This window comes from Haloferax sp. s1 (assembly GCF_058382125.1).
In genome coordinates, this window is sequence record NZ_JBZRPK010000683.1 from 1 (window position 1) to 15,322 (window position 15,322).

The 15,322-nt window shown below is 62.7% G+C and carries 17 protein-coding genes; 10 read left to right on the forward strand and 7 right to left on the reverse strand.

Translation table 11 applies throughout. From position 1 onward, the window contains the following. Nucleotides 1–56: 56 nt before the first annotated feature. Nucleotides 57–1,670, reverse strand: coding sequence for an amidohydrolase (locus tag QT222_RS17260; RefSeq protein ID WP_491477885.1), 1,614 nt, complete (start codon nt 1,668–1,670; stop codon nt 57–59). A gap of 129 nt (nt 1,671–1,799) precedes the next feature. On the opposite strand from QT222_RS17260, the gene hmgA reads away from it, so the two are divergent. Then, a complete protein-coding gene (hmgA, locus tag QT222_RS17265) occupies nt 1,800–3,059 on the forward strand; it encodes a hydroxymethylglutaryl-CoA reductase (NADPH) (RefSeq protein WP_491477886.1) in 1,260 nt (419 codons plus the stop codon). A gap of 577 nt (nt 3,060–3,636) precedes the next feature. Next, nucleotides 3,637–3,837 carry a hypothetical protein gene (locus QT222_RS17270; protein ID WP_491477887.1) on the forward strand — a complete coding sequence of 67 codons (201 nt, stop codon included), beginning with the start codon at nt 3,637–3,639 and terminating at the stop codon, nt 3,835–3,837. A 40-nt stretch (nt 3,838–3,877) separates the two neighbouring features. On the opposite strand, the gene QT222_RS17275 is transcribed toward QT222_RS17270, so the two are convergent. Continuing rightward, on the reverse strand, nt 3,878–4,417 hold the full coding sequence (locus QT222_RS17275; protein WP_491477888.1) for a DUF5817 domain-containing protein: 540 nt from the start codon (nt 4,415–4,417) through the stop codon (nt 3,878–3,880). Between the two features lie 198 nt (nt 4,418–4,615). On the opposite strand from QT222_RS17275, the gene QT222_RS17280 reads away from it, so the two are divergent. Continuing rightward, a complete protein-coding gene (locus tag QT222_RS17280; RefSeq protein ID WP_179955380.1) occupies nt 4,616–5,116 on the forward strand; it encodes a DUF2238 domain-containing protein in 501 nt (166 codons plus the stop codon). Nucleotides 5,117–5,309: 193 nt separating this feature from the next. Next, nucleotides 5,310–5,768 (forward strand): DUF2238 domain-containing protein, encoded by a 459-nt coding sequence (locus tag QT222_RS17285; protein WP_049917510.1) that lies wholly within the window; start codon nt 5,310–5,312, stop codon nt 5,766–5,768. A gap of 104 nt (nt 5,769–5,872) precedes the next feature. On the opposite strand, the gene icd is transcribed toward QT222_RS17285, so the two are convergent. Further along, the gene (gene icd / locus QT222_RS17290; protein ID WP_004060084.1) at nt 5,873–7,132 is read right to left on the reverse strand and encodes an isocitrate dehydrogenase (NADP(+)); all 1,260 of its coding nucleotides are present in this window, start codon (nt 7,130–7,132) and stop codon (nt 5,873–5,875) included. A gap of 121 nt (nt 7,133–7,253) precedes the next feature. Here icd and QT222_RS17295 point away from each other — a divergent pair, with 121 nt between their 5' ends. Together QT222_RS17295 and QT222_RS17300 are read left to right on the forward strand one after the other, a co-directional pair. Next, nucleotides 7,254–8,192: an isoaspartyl peptidase/L-asparaginase gene (locus tag QT222_RS17295; protein WP_004060086.1), complete on the forward strand. Its 939-nt coding sequence runs from the start codon at nt 7,254–7,256 to the stop codon at nt 8,190–8,192. An 88-nt stretch (nt 8,193–8,280) separates the two neighbouring features. Then, the gene (locus tag QT222_RS17300; RefSeq protein WP_004060088.1) at nt 8,281–8,913 is read left to right on the forward strand and encodes a DsbA family oxidoreductase; all 633 of its coding nucleotides are present in this window, start codon (nt 8,281–8,283) and stop codon (nt 8,911–8,913) included. A 34-nt stretch (nt 8,914–8,947) separates the two neighbouring features. On the opposite strand, the gene QT222_RS17305 is transcribed toward QT222_RS17300, so the two are convergent. After that, nucleotides 8,948–9,589, reverse strand: coding sequence for a dienelactone hydrolase family protein (locus tag QT222_RS17305; protein WP_491477889.1), 642 nt, complete (start codon nt 9,587–9,589; stop codon nt 8,948–8,950). Nucleotides 9,590–9,839: 250 nt separating this feature from the next. Next, the gene (locus tag QT222_RS17310; protein WP_004060091.1) at nt 9,840–10,541 is read right to left on the reverse strand and encodes a metallophosphoesterase family protein; all 702 of its coding nucleotides are present in this window, start codon (nt 10,539–10,541) and stop codon (nt 9,840–9,842) included. 232 nt (nt 10,542–10,773) lie between these two features. Here QT222_RS17310 and map point away from each other — a divergent pair, with 232 nt between their 5' ends. The 3 genes from map to QT222_RS17325 all read left to right on the forward strand — a co-directional run bounded on the left by map (nt 10,774) and on the right by QT222_RS17325 (nt 13,325). After that, entirely contained in the window at nt 10,774–11,664 is an 891-nt protein-coding gene (gene map, locus QT222_RS17315; RefSeq protein WP_491477890.1) for a type II methionyl aminopeptidase, read from the forward strand. A gap of 80 nt (nt 11,665–11,744) precedes the next feature. Beyond that, nucleotides 11,745–12,311, forward strand: coding sequence for an HIT family protein (locus QT222_RS17320; RefSeq protein ID WP_491477891.1), 567 nt, complete (start codon nt 11,745–11,747; stop codon nt 12,309–12,311). An 81-nt stretch (nt 12,312–12,392) separates the two neighbouring features. Beyond that, nucleotides 12,393–13,325 carry a cation diffusion facilitator family transporter gene (locus QT222_RS17325; RefSeq protein WP_004060098.1) on the forward strand — a complete coding sequence of 311 codons (933 nt, stop codon included), beginning with the start codon at nt 12,393–12,395 and terminating at the stop codon, nt 13,323–13,325. Between the two features lie 58 nt (nt 13,326–13,383). Here QT222_RS17325 and QT222_RS17330 read toward each other — a convergent pair whose 3' ends face one another. Further along, the gene (locus QT222_RS17330; protein ID WP_491477892.1) at nt 13,384–13,974 is read right to left on the reverse strand and encodes a S26 family signal peptidase; all 591 of its coding nucleotides are present in this window, start codon (nt 13,972–13,974) and stop codon (nt 13,384–13,386) included. Between the two features lie 88 nt (nt 13,975–14,062). Between QT222_RS17330 and QT222_RS17335 the strand changes: the two genes are divergently transcribed. Beyond that, nucleotides 14,063–14,542 (forward strand): GNAT family N-acetyltransferase, encoded by a 480-nt coding sequence (locus QT222_RS17335; protein WP_004060102.1) that lies wholly within the window; start codon nt 14,063–14,065, stop codon nt 14,540–14,542. A 38-nt stretch (nt 14,543–14,580) separates the two neighbouring features. Here QT222_RS17335 and QT222_RS17340 read toward each other — a convergent pair. Continuing rightward, nucleotides 14,581–15,322 (reverse strand): radical SAM protein (locus QT222_RS17340; protein WP_491477893.1); only part of this gene is annotated, 742 nt, incomplete at its 5' end.

Genomic DNA, 15,322 nt, shown 5'->3' on the forward strand with positions numbered 1-15,322 from the left:
GAGCAGGCGAGTCGGGCAGAGCAGGCGAGTCGGGCGGGTCGAGCGAGCAGAGCGCGTTATGTTCGGCCGTCAAAAACGACGTGACCGTCAACGAGAGTCAGCGAAATGTCGATGTCCCGAATCGACGTGGCTTCCCACGGCGACTCGTCGAGGACGACGAGGTCGGCGGCGGTACCGACTTCGATGGTTCCCAGTCGGTCCTCGTCGAATCCGGCGTAAGCGGCCCCGGACGTGTACGCATGAAGCGCTTCGGTCACGGTGAGCGACTGGTCGGGGTTCGGGTGGTCGGTGGCGAGGTCGATACCGAAAAGCGGGCCGAGCGGCATACAGTCGCTCCCGAACGCGAGGTCGACACCAGCGTCGAGCAGGTCGCGGTAGCGGTTCGTCCGGAGGCGTCGGTCGCCGAGTCGGGCATCGTAGAGTCCGTCTTCACCGGCCCACTTCAGGAAATTCGGCTGGACGGAGGCGACGACGCCCAACTCGGCGAACGCTTCGATGGCCTCGTCCGAGGCGAGTTCGACGTGCTCGACACGGTGGCGGGCGGTCTCCGGGTCCGACGTTTCCGCGTAGGCCGAAAGGACAGTGTCGATAGCCACGTCGCCGATAGCGTGGGCAGTGAATTGGTAGCCCGACTCGTCGGCGCCGGCGACCAACTCGCGGAGTTCGTCGGGGGCGACGACCCACTGGCCCGTTCCGCTCTCGTCCTCCTCCGCGGCGTTGGTATCGGCGTCAGTGTACGGTTCGGAGAGCTTCGCGGTTCGGCCGCCGAAGCTTCCGTCGGTGAACGACTTTATCGCGCCGACCTGCACGAGGTCGCTACCGTGGTTCGTCCGCAAGCCAATCTCGCGTAGGGAATCGAGGTGGTCCGACCAGTAGTTGATTCGGACGCGGAGGTCTAACTCGCCCGCGGCGGCGAGGTTGCGGTAGACTTCGGGAGCGCGAGAGCCGCGGACCATGTCGTGAACGCCGGTGACTCCGCGGGCGGTCGCGTACTCCTGTGCCGCGCGGACGAGTTTCGTCATCTCCTCACGGTCTGGTTCGGTCGCTTCCCAGAGCACGTCGACCGCCTCCTCGACGACGACCCCCGTCGGCTCGCCACCTTCGGTCTGGACGCCCTCGCTGGGCATCTCGTCGCCGTAGCGGTCGAGGACGACCGAGTTGACGCCGACGGTGTGGAGGTCTTCGCGGAAGGCGACAACTGGAGCCGTTTCGGAGACGGAATCGAGGTCCTCGCGGGTGAGGTAGCGCGATTCGTCCCACGTACTCTCGTCGTAGCCGAACCCGAGCACCCAGTCACCGCCGGACGTTGTCCGGCGTGCCTCCGAATCCACGGCGTCGGAGCCACCGTCACTGTCACCAACCTCGGCTGCTCGGTCGCGGAGCAGGTCGACAGCCTCCGCGGCCGAATCAGCTCCCGAGAGGTCGGCGTGGACGAGCGACCGGCCGACCATCGGGAGGTGGGTGTGAGCGTCGATGAATCCGGGGAGGACGACTCGGCCCTCGCAGTCGATGACGGTCGTTTCGACACCAACGAGTAGTTCTACGTCGTAGGCGCGGCCGACGCGGACAATCTCGCCACCGCGGATAGCGACCGCTTCGTGGGTCTCGTCCGGTGATTCGAGGGTGTGTACCTCGGCGTTCGTCAGTACGAGGTCCGCTGCCGCAGTCATACATTCGACCCCGATGCGGGAGGGCAAAATCGTTCGGGAAGGAGCGAAGTCGAGTGCCCGACTCCCAGTTACGACTGTGCCATCCACAGAACCGGAAACCGTTAGGGCCGGCGCGGAAAACGTCGGAGCATGACAGACGCTGCGTCTCTCGCCGACCGCGTTCGAGCGGGCGAACTCCGCCTTCACGAACTCGAAGCACACGCCGATGCCGACACCGCCACTGAGGCTCGCCGCCTCCTCGTCGAAGAGGACACGGGTGCGTCGCTCGACTCGGTCGGGAACTACGGCTTCCCCGCCGAAGACGCCGAGACGGCCATCGAAAACATGGTCGGTACGATTCAGGTACCGATGGGCATCGCCGGCCCCGTCACCATCGACGGCAGTGCCGTCTCCGGCGAGAAGTACCTCCCGCTCGCAACCACCGAGGGCGCGCTTCTCGCATCCGTCAACCGCGGCTGTTCGGCCATCAACAGCGCCGGCGGCGCGACCGCTCGCGTCCTCAAGTCCGGGATGACCCGCGCGCCGGTCTTCCGCGTCGCCGACGTCGCCGAGGCCGAAGCCCTCGTCTCGTGGACCCGCGACAACTTCGAGGCGCTGAAAGACGCCGCCGAGGAGACGACGAACCACGGCGAACTCCTCGACGTGACGCCCTACGTCGTCGGCAACTCAGTCTACCTGCGCTTCCGCTACGACACGAAGGACGCCATGGGGATGAACATGGTGACCATCGCCACGGGTGCGGCGTGTGACCTCGTCGAAGAAGAGACGACCGCCTCCCTCGTCGCCCTCTCGGGCAACCTCTGTACCGACAAGAAGCCCGCCGCCATCAACGCCGTCGAAGGCCGCGGCCGCAGCGTCACCGCCGACGTGCGCATCCCGCGGGAAGTCGTCGAAGAGCGCCTCCACACGACGCCCGAGGCCATCGCGGAACTCAACACGCGCAAGAACCTCATCGGCTCGGCGAAGGCCGCGAGCCTCGGCTTCAACGCCCACGTCGCAAACGTCGTCGCCGCGATGTTCCTCGCTACCGGGCAGGACGAAGCGCAGGTCGTCGAGGGCGCGAACGCCATCACGACCGCCGAGGTACAGGAGGGCGTCTCCGAGTCGGGGGACTCGGAGGCTCACCGGACGGAGTCCGGTGGCGACCTCTACGTCTCCGTCTCTATCGCCTCGCTCGAAGTCGGCACCGTCGGCGGCGGGACGAAGCTCCCGACCCAAGCCGAAGGACTCGACATCCTCGGCGTCCGCGGCGGCGGCGACCCGGCGGGTTCGAACGCCGACGCGCTCGCGGAAGCAATCGCCGTCGGCTCGCTCGCTGGCGAACTCTCACTTCTCTCCGCGCTCGCCTCGCGGCACCTCTCCAGCGCGCACGCCGACCTCGGTCGGTAAGGCGGCGTAGGAGGCTACTCGGCGGAACAGCCACAACAGCCACCGAGAACAGACACGCCGCGTGTACTCGGTCGTTCGACGCGGGGTCACCCCGAAAAAGTATTGAGAAGATACCATACCGTGTCGGTTCTCAAAACTATACATAGGATTTACATTTGTCGATAGTGCGCGCTGCCCCGAGTGTGACAAGCGAATAACTACCGACGATAAAGTCGGATTCCTGCGAATAAGCGAAAGTAGCACTGGCTCTTCCGAGTTGGTTGTTTGCCCGCACTGCGAACGGGTGATTGGTGGCATTGCGACGGCCGCCTACGATAGCATTCTGTTCTGAGGGCGGCGACGAGGACATGGTACAGAACCGGTCCGATTGAACGCGTTCGGGAGAGATTCCAGTCCGAGCAGCACTCCGAACAGCACACATCTGCGTCTTTACTTTCACTCGGCGTATGATTTTGAATCGGCGGCCGTGAGTGCTTTACAGCCTATTGGTCAGCTAAATTGGTAGTCTCTCGTCCACTTTCACTTTCACTCCGCATCCGTGGCTCGGTTTTACTCCCGTCCCGGCAGAACGATTAAAATGCGTCCGTCGGGGGGCACCCGCGGGCGTGTCCACATCCCATCCCCTCCCATGTCTGTCCCTCGCCTCAGCACCGGCACAGAATCGTCCGACGAACACCACGAGGTGCGGCGACTCGCCCTCGCGCTCAAGTTGGTGAAGCTGACGTTGGGAATCGTCGCGTCCGGTCTGACGGTCGCAAAACTCCTCGGTGTACTCTGAGTCCACCCACCGAACTACCGAACCACCGAGTCGCCGCTGGTCAGAGCAAGCGGTGTCGACCCCGCGATTCCGACACTTCTCCGCGCCGTCGGAGTTTGTCGAGGAGGTCGCGAGCGCGCTCTTCCGGGACGCCTCGGTCGCTCGCGGCGGCGACGATTTCCTCCTCAGTCGGTCGGTCGCCGTCCTGAATCGCCTCGCGGACGATGGTTAAGCGGTCGGCCGACCCCGTCGCCGAATTTCGACCCCGTGTTGCCTTCTCGCCCGCCTCGAACACCTCGTCGGCGTCGAGACCCGACCCTTCGAGATATTCGCGGTCGTCGACGCCCGATTCGTCGACCTGCCGGTCGAGTTCCGAGACGTGTGCAACCTCCGCGAACGCCTCACTGTCGCCGTGCTTCTTCGCCAAGAGGGCCGAGCGCGCCTGTCTGGCGGCGTCCCGGTCCTTCGACTCGAAAAAGTGCCTGAGTTTCTTCGTCTGGTGTCGCCTGCCGCAGCGCGGACACGTCGCTGTCTTCGACTCTCGTGGGTCCGAGAGCAACCACATGTTCGCACAGTCCGTACACCCCACGACCGCGTACATAGCCGTGCATTTCGCCGCTTCGAATTTGAACGTTCGGGACCTGTTGAGAGGAAACTCTTAGGAGAAAGCATTTATCAAGGGAGTATCACTACTCACTTGACAGTAGTCCCCAACTATGCCCTCTCCCCGCGTATATCCTCCATGGACAGCGTCCAGCACGTCGAACACACCACCCACGGAAGCGAGCCACAGGTGACCATGAATCGCCGCGAACTCGCACGCAAGCCGTGGCTCTGGGTATTCGTCGGTGTCTGGGCGGTCTTCGTCAGCGCGCTCCACTTCGGAGGTCTCGCGTACGATATTTACACGAAACTCTGGTGGTGGGACCTTCTCACCCATACGCTCTCCGGATTCGGCGTCGCAGGCGTCCTGTTCCTGGTCTTTCCGCGACTATTCGAGGATACTCGCGCGCCGGTGGTCGTCGGCACTCTCATCCTCGCTATCGGCGCAGGATTCGAGGTGTACGAATACCTGTTCAAGGACTTCTGGTACGGCTGGTCGATGGCGTACTACGTCGAAGACACTCTCGTCGACCTCGTCGTCGACGTTCTCGGCGGACTCGTGTTCGTCGCCTTCGTCAACAGTCTCACCAGACGGCCCACGGTCGCGGTCGGTTCGAAACTGGAGGCGGCTTCAACAGAACCATCCAAACGACTCCGGTCCGATGGCGGCGAGCAACCGCAGTCTGAGACCGACTGAGTCGGCCGTTCGGACTGACTCTCGGCTGAAACTCGGTTGCGTGGGATATTAATTTAAGCCGGAACCTGTTTTCCCCGGGAGTAACGTACATATTACAGATTCTCCATTACTCTTCTATGCGACCGTTTGTCAATACCACTCAGAGTCAGATGCAATGCAGCTCGCTCAGCGCACAGCACTTGCTCCGACTCGAATGCTGAGGCGGGTGTGGGACGAGATGGTGCTCTCGCGGTGGGAGGACCGTCCACGAGAGATGGCCGTCGTCGCCGTGTGGGGTACCCTCGTGACCGCGACGCACTTTACGAGCATGGCGCTTTTCCTCTACACCCGCATCTGGTGGTGGGACATCTTCGTCCACGCCGCATCCGGGTTCGGCGTTGCGGCGGTGCTGTACGTCCTCGAACCGCGACTGCTTCGGTCGCGTCTCGCGCTTCTCGTCGTCCTTCCGATGGCTGTCGCCGCCATCGGGACGTGGTTCGAGGTGTACGAGCGACTCTTCACCGACTTCTGGGTCAATTGGTCGCTCTCGTTCTATCTCGAAGACACGGGTATCGACATCGTCGCCGACACCGCCGGTGCTGTCGTCTTCGGTATCGTTCGGCCGCTGTGGGACCGGGTTGCGACGTTACGGCGGGACCCGAACCGGCTGTGAAAGCGGAGAAATTGAGGCCAGAAACAGCCTCTGAAGGGAGTTCGTTGGCTTACGCGAGTTCGTGAATAGTGGCCGAGCAAAGCTCGGCAGACCCACGAATTAGTTTACGCTAATTCGTGAATATTTTCGACGACCTTGTCCGCGTACTCGCTCGTTGCGAGCTTGTTGCCGCCTTCGATCTGGCGGTGGAGGTCGTACGTGACGTCGCCCTCGGAGATGGTCTTCTCGACGGCGTCGCGGATGAGCTTGCCGGCGTCCTTCCAGCCCATGTACTCGAACATGAGACGGCCGGAGAGAATCATCGCGGTCGGGTTGACCTTGTCCTCGCCTGCGTACTTGGGCGCGGAGCCGTGGACCGGCTCTGCGAGACAGAGGCCCTCACCGAAGTTCGCGCCGGGTGCGATGCCGAGACCACCAATCTGTGCGCCGGCGGCGTCGGACATGTAGTCGCCGTTGAGGTTCATCGTGGCGATGACGTCGTAGTCGGCGGTGCGGGTGAGAAGCTGTTGGAGCATGTTGTCGGCGATGCGGTCCTTGACGACAATCTTGTCCTCGGGACGCTCGCCGTCGTACTCCTCCCAAAGTTCGTCTTCGGTGATGGTGACATCGCCGAACTCCTCTTCTGCGAGTTCGTAGCCCCAGTCACGGAAGGCACCCTCGGTGAACTTCATGATGTTACCCTTGTGGACGAGGGTGACGGAGGGACGGTCGTTCTCGATGGCGTACTCGATTGCCTCGCGAACGAGACGCTTCGTCCCGAACTCGGTGATGGGCTTGATGCCGATGCCGACGGGACCGTCGTGGATGACGCCCTCTGCGCCCATCTCGTCTTCGACGAACTCCTTGACCTGCTGGACTTCGTCGGTACCGGCTTCCCACTCGATGCCGGCGTACACGTCTTCGGTGTTCTCACGGAACGTGACCATGTCCATCGCCGAGGGGTTCTTGACCGGCGACGGGACACCGTCGAGGTGGTAGGTCGGACGGACGTTCGCGTAGAGGTCGAGCTTTTTGCGGAGCGCGACGTTGAGCGAGCGGAAGCCTGCACCGACCGGCGTCGTGAGCGGGCCCTTGATGGCGACGCGGTGGTCGCGGATGGCGCTGACCGTGTCTACGGGAAGGTTTTCGTCGTACTTGTCGCGGGCAGATGAACCGGCGTAGACTCGCATCCAGGATACAGAACGCCCCGTTGCCTCTGCGGCAGCGTCGAGGACCTTCTGTGCGGCCGGGCCGACGTCAGTTCCGATTCCGTCCCCGTGAATAATCGGAATAATCGGGTTGTCAGGAACAGAGAGTTCACCCGTTTCTTCATCGACCGTGATTTTCTCGCCGTCTGCAGGAACCTCAATCTGGTCGTAGCTCATGAACAATGAGGGATTTTGAGTACGATGTAAAAGTCCTGCCGTTCTCTCCGCCGATTCGCAAATCTCGCCTGAACACGGCTCGTTCGATACGTTTACACAGACCCTCCGATAGCACCCTCGTATGCGTATTATCGTTCACGGTGGCGCGGGCGAGATTCCCGACGAACCGGAGCCACGGCAGGACGTTCTCGACGAAGCAGCAAACGCCGGCGTCGCCGAGTCGGACCCGCTTTCTGCGGTCGAATCTGCGGTACGTGTTCTCGAATCGAACCGCCGCTTCAACGCCGGTGTCGGCGGCGCGGTGCAGTCGGATGGCGTCGTCCGAACCGATGCCGGAATCATGCTGAGCGACCGGCAGGCGGGCGCTGCGTCGGGGATGACCGGTGTCGAACACGCCGTCTCAGTCGCTCGGGCGGTCCTCGAAGAGACGCCGCACGTCCTCCTGTCGGGTGAACCGGCAGTGGACTTCGCCGCCGACGTGGGCGTCGAAACGGGCGTCGACCTGTTTACCGAGGATACCCGCGAGCGCTGGGAGGCGGCCGATGCGCCCGAGGGTTCGCCCACGGAGCACCTCTCGTGGCTCGCCGACCGCTTCGGTGGCAGTACGAGTGACCCGACAGCGAAAGCGAGCGACGGATGCCTCTCTCCCGGCAGTCTCGACCGCTCGGCGCACGACGCTGACCTCCCCGGCCACGATACGGTCGGCGCGGTTGCCACGGACGGCGAGACGTTCGCCTCCGCGACTTCGACCGGCGGCCGCTGGTTCGCACTCGCCGGACGCGTCGGCGACGTGCCGCAAATCGGCTCCGGCTTCTACGCTTCTCCCGCGGGCGGCGCGTCCACGACGGGCGCGGGCGAAGACATCGCTCGCGTGACGCTCGCTCGCCGAGCAGTCCGCCACGTCGAACGCGGCTGTGACGCACAGACCGCCGCAGACCTCGCGATTCAAGAGTTCGGCGAGCTCACCGGCTCGTCCGCGGGCGTCATCCTCCTCGACGACGAGGGATTCGGTTCGGCGTTCAACGCCGACGAAATGCAGACGAGCACGGCGTCTCGGTAGGCTGTCACTCGGGATGTCCACCGGGTGTGGAGACGATGCCACACAGCCAAGCAATTCGTTTTTGTAACCGTGACGGATACAAGTATGTATGAGCGAGACCGACCCCGACTACATTACCATCTATTCGGACTACGTCTGTCCGTTTTGCTACCTCGGCCGCGAGTCGCTAAAGCGCTATCAGGAGACGCGAGAAGACGAACTGGACATCGACTGGCACCCGTTCGACCTCCGAAGCCACAAACGACGACCCGACGGGAGCATCGACTTCTCCGTCGATGACGGGAAAGACGACGAGTATTTCGAACAGGCGAAACAGGGCGTCCGACGGCTACAGGAAAAGTACGGCGTCGACATGACGTTAGACATTGCCACCGATATCGACTCACTCCCGGCGCAGGTGGCCTCGTACTACGTCAAGCAACACTACGATACCGAGACGTGGCTGGCGTTCGACGTGTCCATCTTCGACGCACTCTGGCAGGACGGTGCGGATATCGGCGACGAAGAACTGTTGGTCGAACTCGCCGAGGATGCAGGCATCGAGGGGGACGAGATTCGCTCTGCACTCGACGACGACGCACTTTTCGAGGAAGTCCACGAGCAGTTCGCCGAGGCGCAGCGCCACGGCGTGACGGGTGTGCCGACGTTCGCCTACGACGGCTACGCCGCTCGCGGTGCCGTCCCACCGGAACAGCTAGAACGACTGGTCGAAGGGTTCTGACGACACCAAATCGGGGTCGGCGCAACCAGAGCACTCACCCGAGGTGCTTCTCGAACCAGTTGGCGGCGAAGTCGGCGACTTCGTCCAGTTCGCCGGGACCTTCGAACAGGTGACCCGCGCCGGGCACGGTTTCTAACGACTTCTCACAGTCGAGTTGAGTGAGCGCCTCGCGGTTGAGTTCGAGCACTTGCTCGTCCGCGCCACCGACGATGAACAGCGTGGGTGCGGACACGTCACCGAGTCGAGATTCGGCGAGGTCGACGCGGCCGCCGCGCGAGACGACGGCACCCGCCTGTTCTCCGAGGTCGGCCGCCGCACGAAGGGCCGCCGCTGCACCCGTGCTCGAACCGAAGTAGCCGTATTCGAGGTCCGCGGTCTCGTCGCGTTCACGGAGCCATTCGGTCGCGCCGAGAAGGCGCTCTGTCAAAAGCGGGATGTCGAACCGGTTTTCGTAGACTTGGTCTTCTCTTTCCGTCAGGAGGTCGAACAAGAGCGTCCCGAGACCGTGGTCGCGGATGACCTCCGCAACGAAGTTGTTTCGCGGACTCTTCCGACTGCTTCCGCTTCCATGGGCGAACACCACGAGTCCCGACGCACCGTCAGGAACCCTGAGGTCGCCTTCTAACTCCACGTCATCGACGGGTATCGAGACGAGGGTTGGACCAGTGTCAGCCATGGCTAAGAGTACTCGCCCGAGTGGCTTAGAACTGTGTGTAGATTGTCTAGTTCGAGTGAATTCAGTACTTTGAGACTTCTGAGAGACAGCATTCTATAGTAGCGTTTGCAACTGGAGACACATCCGATTGCACGACAGCGGTCGGGCGAGTGTCCACTGACTTGCAAACGCTACTATAGTCTCTGCAAATATCTAGGCTGGTCGTCATGGGAAGCATCGACTTCGACCACGGCGCTGTGTGTGCTCGGATTCAGACGAGCGCGGGTTGGCCCGGCTCGAGAATCTTTGAGTCCTTGCGCGACTCGTGGGTGACTTCCACATCGACGGAGACGAGTTCGTTCGCGTGGAAGTCGTAGGCCGTGAGTTCGCCGCCGTAGACCGCGCCAGTGTCGAGGCCCATCGCGTACTCGAAGACCGCCGGATGTGCCATCACAGTGTGGCCGAAAAAGACGCGGTCGGGACCCTCGTAGTGTTCGAACCAGAAGGGACCGTCGTAGCTGTCGCCGGGGTTCATCGCACGGGTGGTTTCGAGGTCGTCTACGTCGTGCTCATCGAGCGGCTTTTCGGGGTGGACACCGCCGTGGACGACGAGCGCGCCGTCCCACGAGATGGCGACTGGAAGGCCCTCAATCCACGCAAGGTCGTCATCCGTGAGCGAGTCTACCTCCTTCGTGCCCCGGATGAGTTTTTCCTCGTTGTTGCCGCGGACAGTCAGGAAATTGTCGCGCCCGCGGACGTAGTCGATAACACCTTTGCTGTCCGGGCCCTTCCGAACGAGGTCGCCGACGAAGACGACGAGGTCGTCGTCCGAGGGTTCGAGACGGCCGACGAGTCGTTCGAGCGTAGAGAGACACCCGTGTACGTCGCCGACGACGTACACGTCGTCCCAGTCGTCGATATCGACTCGAAGGTGCTGTTCGGCGACGTCGGGGTGGAAGGATGGAACACTCATGTGGGCGCTGACTCTTTGATTATTCGGGAGTGGGGCGGTAGAAAGGGTTGCTAGTTGCTGAGGATTGACCTATATAGACAGGGGAACAAGAGGAGCGTCCCGAGACAACCCGAGACAGACCAAAGCGAGGCGTTTCGGAGCAACGACTGAGTCAGACTTTCGGCGACGGCGTCGCGTCCACACCCTCACGTATCCCGCAATCGCTTTCCGGCGGGACCGCAAAGTCGCGGTCATGAGTATCGGACCCCTCGACGACGAGACGGTCGAAAAGTATCAGAAGGCAGGGGAGGGCCTCCGAACGGTGATGGACGAGTCGGCCGAGATGGTCGAACCGGGCGTCACCCACCTCGAAGTGGCCGAGTACGCGGAAGAGCGAATCCGCGAACTCGCCGACGGCTGTGCGTTCCCGGCCAACATCAGCATCAACGAAGAAGCGTCTCACGCGAGTCCCGGCCGCGACGACGACACGGTCTTCGGCGAGGACATGGTCTGTCTGGACCTCGGCGTCCACGTCGACGGCTACATCGCCGACTCGGCCGTAACCGTCGACCTTTCCGGCAACGACGAACTCGTCGAGTCCGCAGAGGAGGCACTCGACGCCGCCCTCGATATGGTCGAGGCTGGCGCACACACGGGGAAGATTGGTGCCGAAATCGAAGACGTGATTCGCGGTTACGGCTACACGCCGGTGCTCAATCTCTCCGGTCACGGCGTCGAGCAGTGGGACGCACACACCGACCCGACCATCCCGAACCGCGGCGCAGACCGCGGCGTCGAACTCGAAGTCGGCGACGTCGTCGCCATCGAGCCGTTCGCAACTGACGGCTCCGGAAAGGTCACCGAAGGCTCGAAAAACGAGATTTACAGCCTCGTCAACGACCGCTCGGTCCGCGACCGAATGTCGCGGCAACTCCTCGACGAAGTGCGCGATAAGTACAAACTGCTCCCCTTCGCGGCCCGTTGGTTCGACGGCGGGCGCTCCGAGATGGCTATCCGTCGCCTCGAACAGCAGGGCGTTCTCCGCGGCTACCCCGTCCTGAAGGAAGAAGAGGGTGCGATGGTCGGACAGGCCGAACATACCGTCATCGTCACCGAAGACGGCTACGAGAACATCACGAAGTAATCGCTCGGCCGAGGACCGCCCCTATTCGAGCGCAGACCGAGGACCGAAACTGCTTGCATCCCTCGGGCCATTCTCCCGCCATGGACCAACTGTTCGCGCCGTGGCGCATCGAGCGGGTCGCCCGCGACGACGACCAGGACGCGGCCGACGCCGACGACTCGGACGACGACAACTGTCCCTTCTGTGCGCTCCCCGAGCGCGACGACGACGAGAGCAAAATCGTCGCCCGCTCCGAACACTCGTTCGTCCTCCTCAACAACTACCCGTACGCCCCCGGCCACGTGATGGTCATTCCGTACCGTCACACCGGGGACTTCGCCGACCTCTCGGACGAAGAACTCCTCGACCACGCCCGACTCAAATCACGGACGCTCGCCGCTCTCGATGCCGCGTTCGACCCCGACGGGTTCAACACAGGCGAAAACCTCGGCGGGTCGGCCGCCGGCGGTTCTATCGACGACCACCTTCACACCCACGTCGTCCCGCGGTGGAACGGAGACACCAACTTCATGCCAATCATCTCGGATACGAAAGTGCTCGTGCAGGCGCTGGACGACAGTTACGAACAACTCTCTGACGCCTTCGCGGGTCTCGATGGAGCCGTCACGGACGGCGACAATGACGCGGTTTTCTTTGAATTAGACTGAATCTAAAACACTTGTGAAGCACGTCTAAACGGTCGCTATTGCCCGAAGAGCATTTCAACCCGTGTCTCGAAGGCCACGGTAATGGAGCGGAAACGGGCCATCCGTCGAGTGGGACTCGTCGTCCTCGTGGCGAACGTGCTTCTCGTCCTCGGAAAGGGAAGTGTGTGGTGGACGACGGGCAGTTTGGCACTCGGGTCGGAGGCCGTCAACAGTCTCGCCGACACCGTCTACAGCGCGATTATCGTCGGCGGACTCTATCTCACGACGAAACCGCCGGACTTCGAGCACCCGCACGGACACGAGCGAATCGAACCGTTCGTCTCGCTGTTCGTCGCTGTCGGTATCTTCGCGGCTGGCGGCGCGATTCTCTGGCAGAGTACGAGTAGCATCCTCACCGAAACCTACGGCGGAACTGCTGGCGTTCTCGGTGCCGCCGTTCTTGTCGCCGCAGCACTGTTCAAATACTTCCTCTATCGCTACTGCTACACGGTCGGACGCGAGCAAAACTCCCCGGCGCTCGTCGCCGCCGGACTCGACAACCGAAACGACATCCTCACCGCGGGCGCGGCGCTCGTCGGCGTCGCCGGTGCACAGTTCGGTTACCCGATTCTCGACCCGCTCGCCGCGATGGTCGTCTCTATCGGCATCATCTACACCGGGTACGAAATCGTCCGCGACAACGTGAACTACCTCGTTGGGGCCGCCCCGCCGGAGTATCTCCGCGACCTTATCGTCCAGACGGCGCTGTCGCACCCCGACGTGTACGGCGCACACGACGTAGTCGCCCACTACGTCGGCCCGGAGGTCGACGTGAGCCTCCACATCGAGGTCGAAGGCGACATGACAATCACGGAAGCCCACGACATCGAAACGTGGGTCGTAGAGGCCATCGGCGAAATAGACGAAGTAGACGACGTGTTCGTCCATGTGGACCCGAAAGAACTCGGCGAGTGGAAAGACGGCACCGACACGGACCGATACACCATCTTTTCCCCGGACGGCGGCGACGAGTAGGAGTCAGTCTCGACGAGTAAGAGCCAGCACCGACTGGGCGCAGTCAGGCTATCGGGCCTCAGGCCAGCTTTTGCAGTTCGAGTCGAATCGAACCGAGATACGGCACATGGAACTGTGCTTTCGCCCGAATCCACTTCGGTCGGACGGGCGGAGCGATGTCGTTCGCTTGGTCGTAGTAGCCGTTGTTGTCGCCGCGGGTGATGTATCCGGCGTGCGGCGCGGGACAGTTGCGTAACTCCGAACACGAGTCCGCGCCGAGAACGTAGGACTTGTTCGCCTTATCGTACCAGTTCTCGTCCTTTTGGACATGGAACACTGCTCGATGGATTATCGGCGAGTCCGTTCTGGACGGCTGTTTGTACACGATGACATCGCCGCGACCGCCGATACGTCCGTATCCCTCGCTCTCGTTCGCCGTGATGATGTTGTTAGTGTCGGCCGCGGGACCGGCGTACCGCCCCTCGTCGGTGACGAGCACGAGGTCACCGCGTTCGAGGTGCGGTTCCATGCTCGGGCTCTCGACGGCGACCATGGGTGGCCAGACACCGGTAACCGCGAAGAGAATGGCACCAACAGCGGCGACCACTGCAATCGTTTCGGCGACGTCTTTGGCGTACAGACGCGCGGATGACGGACTGTCTGCTGACACAGGTGCTCGTCTCCGCTCGAATCGATATCAATCTGTTGATGTATTTGGGGGAGAAACGGTTACGAGACCGAGTGGTCTCTATCGGGTTGTGACTACTGAGTACCACCTCGTCCCCGAGTTTCCGGACCCAGAGACGTACGTCGAACTCCGCGAGGTCGCCGGAATGGCTTCCCGCTCGCTCGCCGCTGCGAAACGCGGCGTCCCGAACACGACGTTCGGCGTTAGCATCGTCCTCGACGAAGGGACTGACGACCTCGACGGTGGCGACGACGGCGACGGCAGTAACCGCGTCGTCGGAATGGGCCGACTCGTCGGCGACGGCGGAACCGTCTTTCAGATTGTAGACGTTGCCGTCCGCCCGGAGCACCAAGGGCAGGGCCTCGGCACCCGTATCATGGATGCCCTCGTCGACTACCTCGACCGGGAAGCCCCGCCGTCGGCGTACGTGAACCTCATGGCCGACGTAGACGGCTACTACGAACGCTGGGGGTTCGAACCGACCGCGCCAGCGTCGAAAGGAATGTTTCTACGTGTCGATGATGACGGCGTTTCCGGGCGCGAAGAGTAAACGGGAAAACTTGGATGTAGTCGCGTGAGTCGGTGTGTTCAGGCGCTCACGCGTTCGCGGTCGGGTCCGGCGCGCGTTTCGACCAGTTCGCCGAAGGCGTAGACGGTCTGGTGGGCTGTCACCTTCACACGGGCGAAATCGCCGGGTTCGAGCCCGTGTTCTGACGCGTTCTGGACGATAATCTGGCGGTACGCTTCGTCGCGGCACTTCACGGAGTCGCCGGTACCTTCCTCGACGACGAGCACGTCGTGTTCCGTCCCGACCATATCCTCGTAGGCGGCGGCGACGATGTCCATCTTCGTTTCGGATATCTCCTTCGAGCGTTCCTTCTTGATGGTCCCGCCGAGACCCTTCAGGTCGGCGGCGTCGGTGCCGGGGCGCTTCGAAAAGCGCGTGACGTTGATTTTCTCGGGGCGGACCTCGCGGAGCAGGTCCATCGACTTGGCGTGGTCTTCGTCGGTCTCGGTCGGGTAGCCGACGATGAAGTCCGTCGAGAGCGTCCAGTAGTCGAGCGTCTCGTCGAACGTCTCGACGATTTCCTTGAACTTGTCCACGCGGTGCTGGCGGCGCATGTGTTCGAGCACCTCGTCGGACCCCGACTGGACGGGGGCGTGAATGAAGTTGTAGAGTTTGTCGTGCTCCGCGAACACGTCGGCGAGTTCCTGCCGAATGCCGTGGACGCCGCCGGGGTTAGCCATCCCGACGCGGACGCGGAAGTCGCCCTCGATTTCGGAGCAGATGCGGTCGAGGAGTTCGGGAAGCTTGCGGTCGCCCTTGTCC

Bases quoted from the DNA above. Each gene is read 5' to 3' on its own strand.
- QT222_RS17280 (WP_179955380.1), top strand. From the start codon at position 4,616: ATGAATCGCCGCGAACTCGCACGCAAGCCGTGGCTCTGGGTATTCGTC.
- QT222_RS17325 (WP_004060098.1), top strand. From the start codon at position 12,393: ATGGAGCGGAAACGGGCCATCCGTCGAGTGGGACTCGTCGTCCTCGTG.
- icd (WP_004060084.1), bottom strand. From the start codon at position 7,132: ATGAGCTACGACCAGATTGAGGTTCCTGCAGACGGCGAGAAAATCACG.
- QT222_RS17310 (WP_004060091.1), bottom strand. From the start codon at position 10,541: ATGAGTGTTCCATCCTTCCACCCCGACGTCGCCGAACAGCACCTTCGA.
- QT222_RS17300 (WP_004060088.1), top strand. From the start codon at position 8,281: ATGAGCGAGACCGACCCCGACTACATTACCATCTATTCGGACTACGTC.
- map (WP_491477890.1), top strand. From the start codon at position 10,774: ATGAGTATCGGACCCCTCGACGACGAGACGGTCGAAAAGTATCAGAAG.
- hmgA (WP_491477886.1), top strand. From the start codon at position 1,800: ATGACAGACGCTGCGTCTCTCGCCGACCGCGTTCGAGCGGGCGAACTC.
- QT222_RS17275 (WP_491477888.1), bottom strand. From the start codon at position 4,417: ATGTACGCGGTCGTGGGGTGTACGGACTGTGCGAACATGTGGTTGCTC.
- QT222_RS17260 (WP_491477885.1), bottom strand. From the start codon at position 1,670: ATGACTGCGGCAGCGGACCTCGTACTGACGAACGCCGAGGTACACACC.
- QT222_RS17285 (WP_049917510.1), top strand. From the start codon at position 5,310: ATGCTGAGGCGGGTGTGGGACGAGATGGTGCTCTCGCGGTGGGAGGAC.
- QT222_RS17320 (WP_491477891.1), top strand. From the start codon at position 11,745: ATGGACCAACTGTTCGCGCCGTGGCGCATCGAGCGGGTCGCCCGCGAC.
- QT222_RS17295 (WP_004060086.1), top strand. From the start codon at position 7,254: ATGCGTATTATCGTTCACGGTGGCGCGGGCGAGATTCCCGACGAACCG.
- QT222_RS17270 (WP_491477887.1), top strand. From the start codon at position 3,637: ATGCGTCCGTCGGGGGGCACCCGCGGGCGTGTCCACATCCCATCCCCT.
- QT222_RS17305 (WP_491477889.1), bottom strand. From the start codon at position 9,589: ATGGCTGACACTGGTCCAACCCTCGTCTCGATACCCGTCGATGACGTG.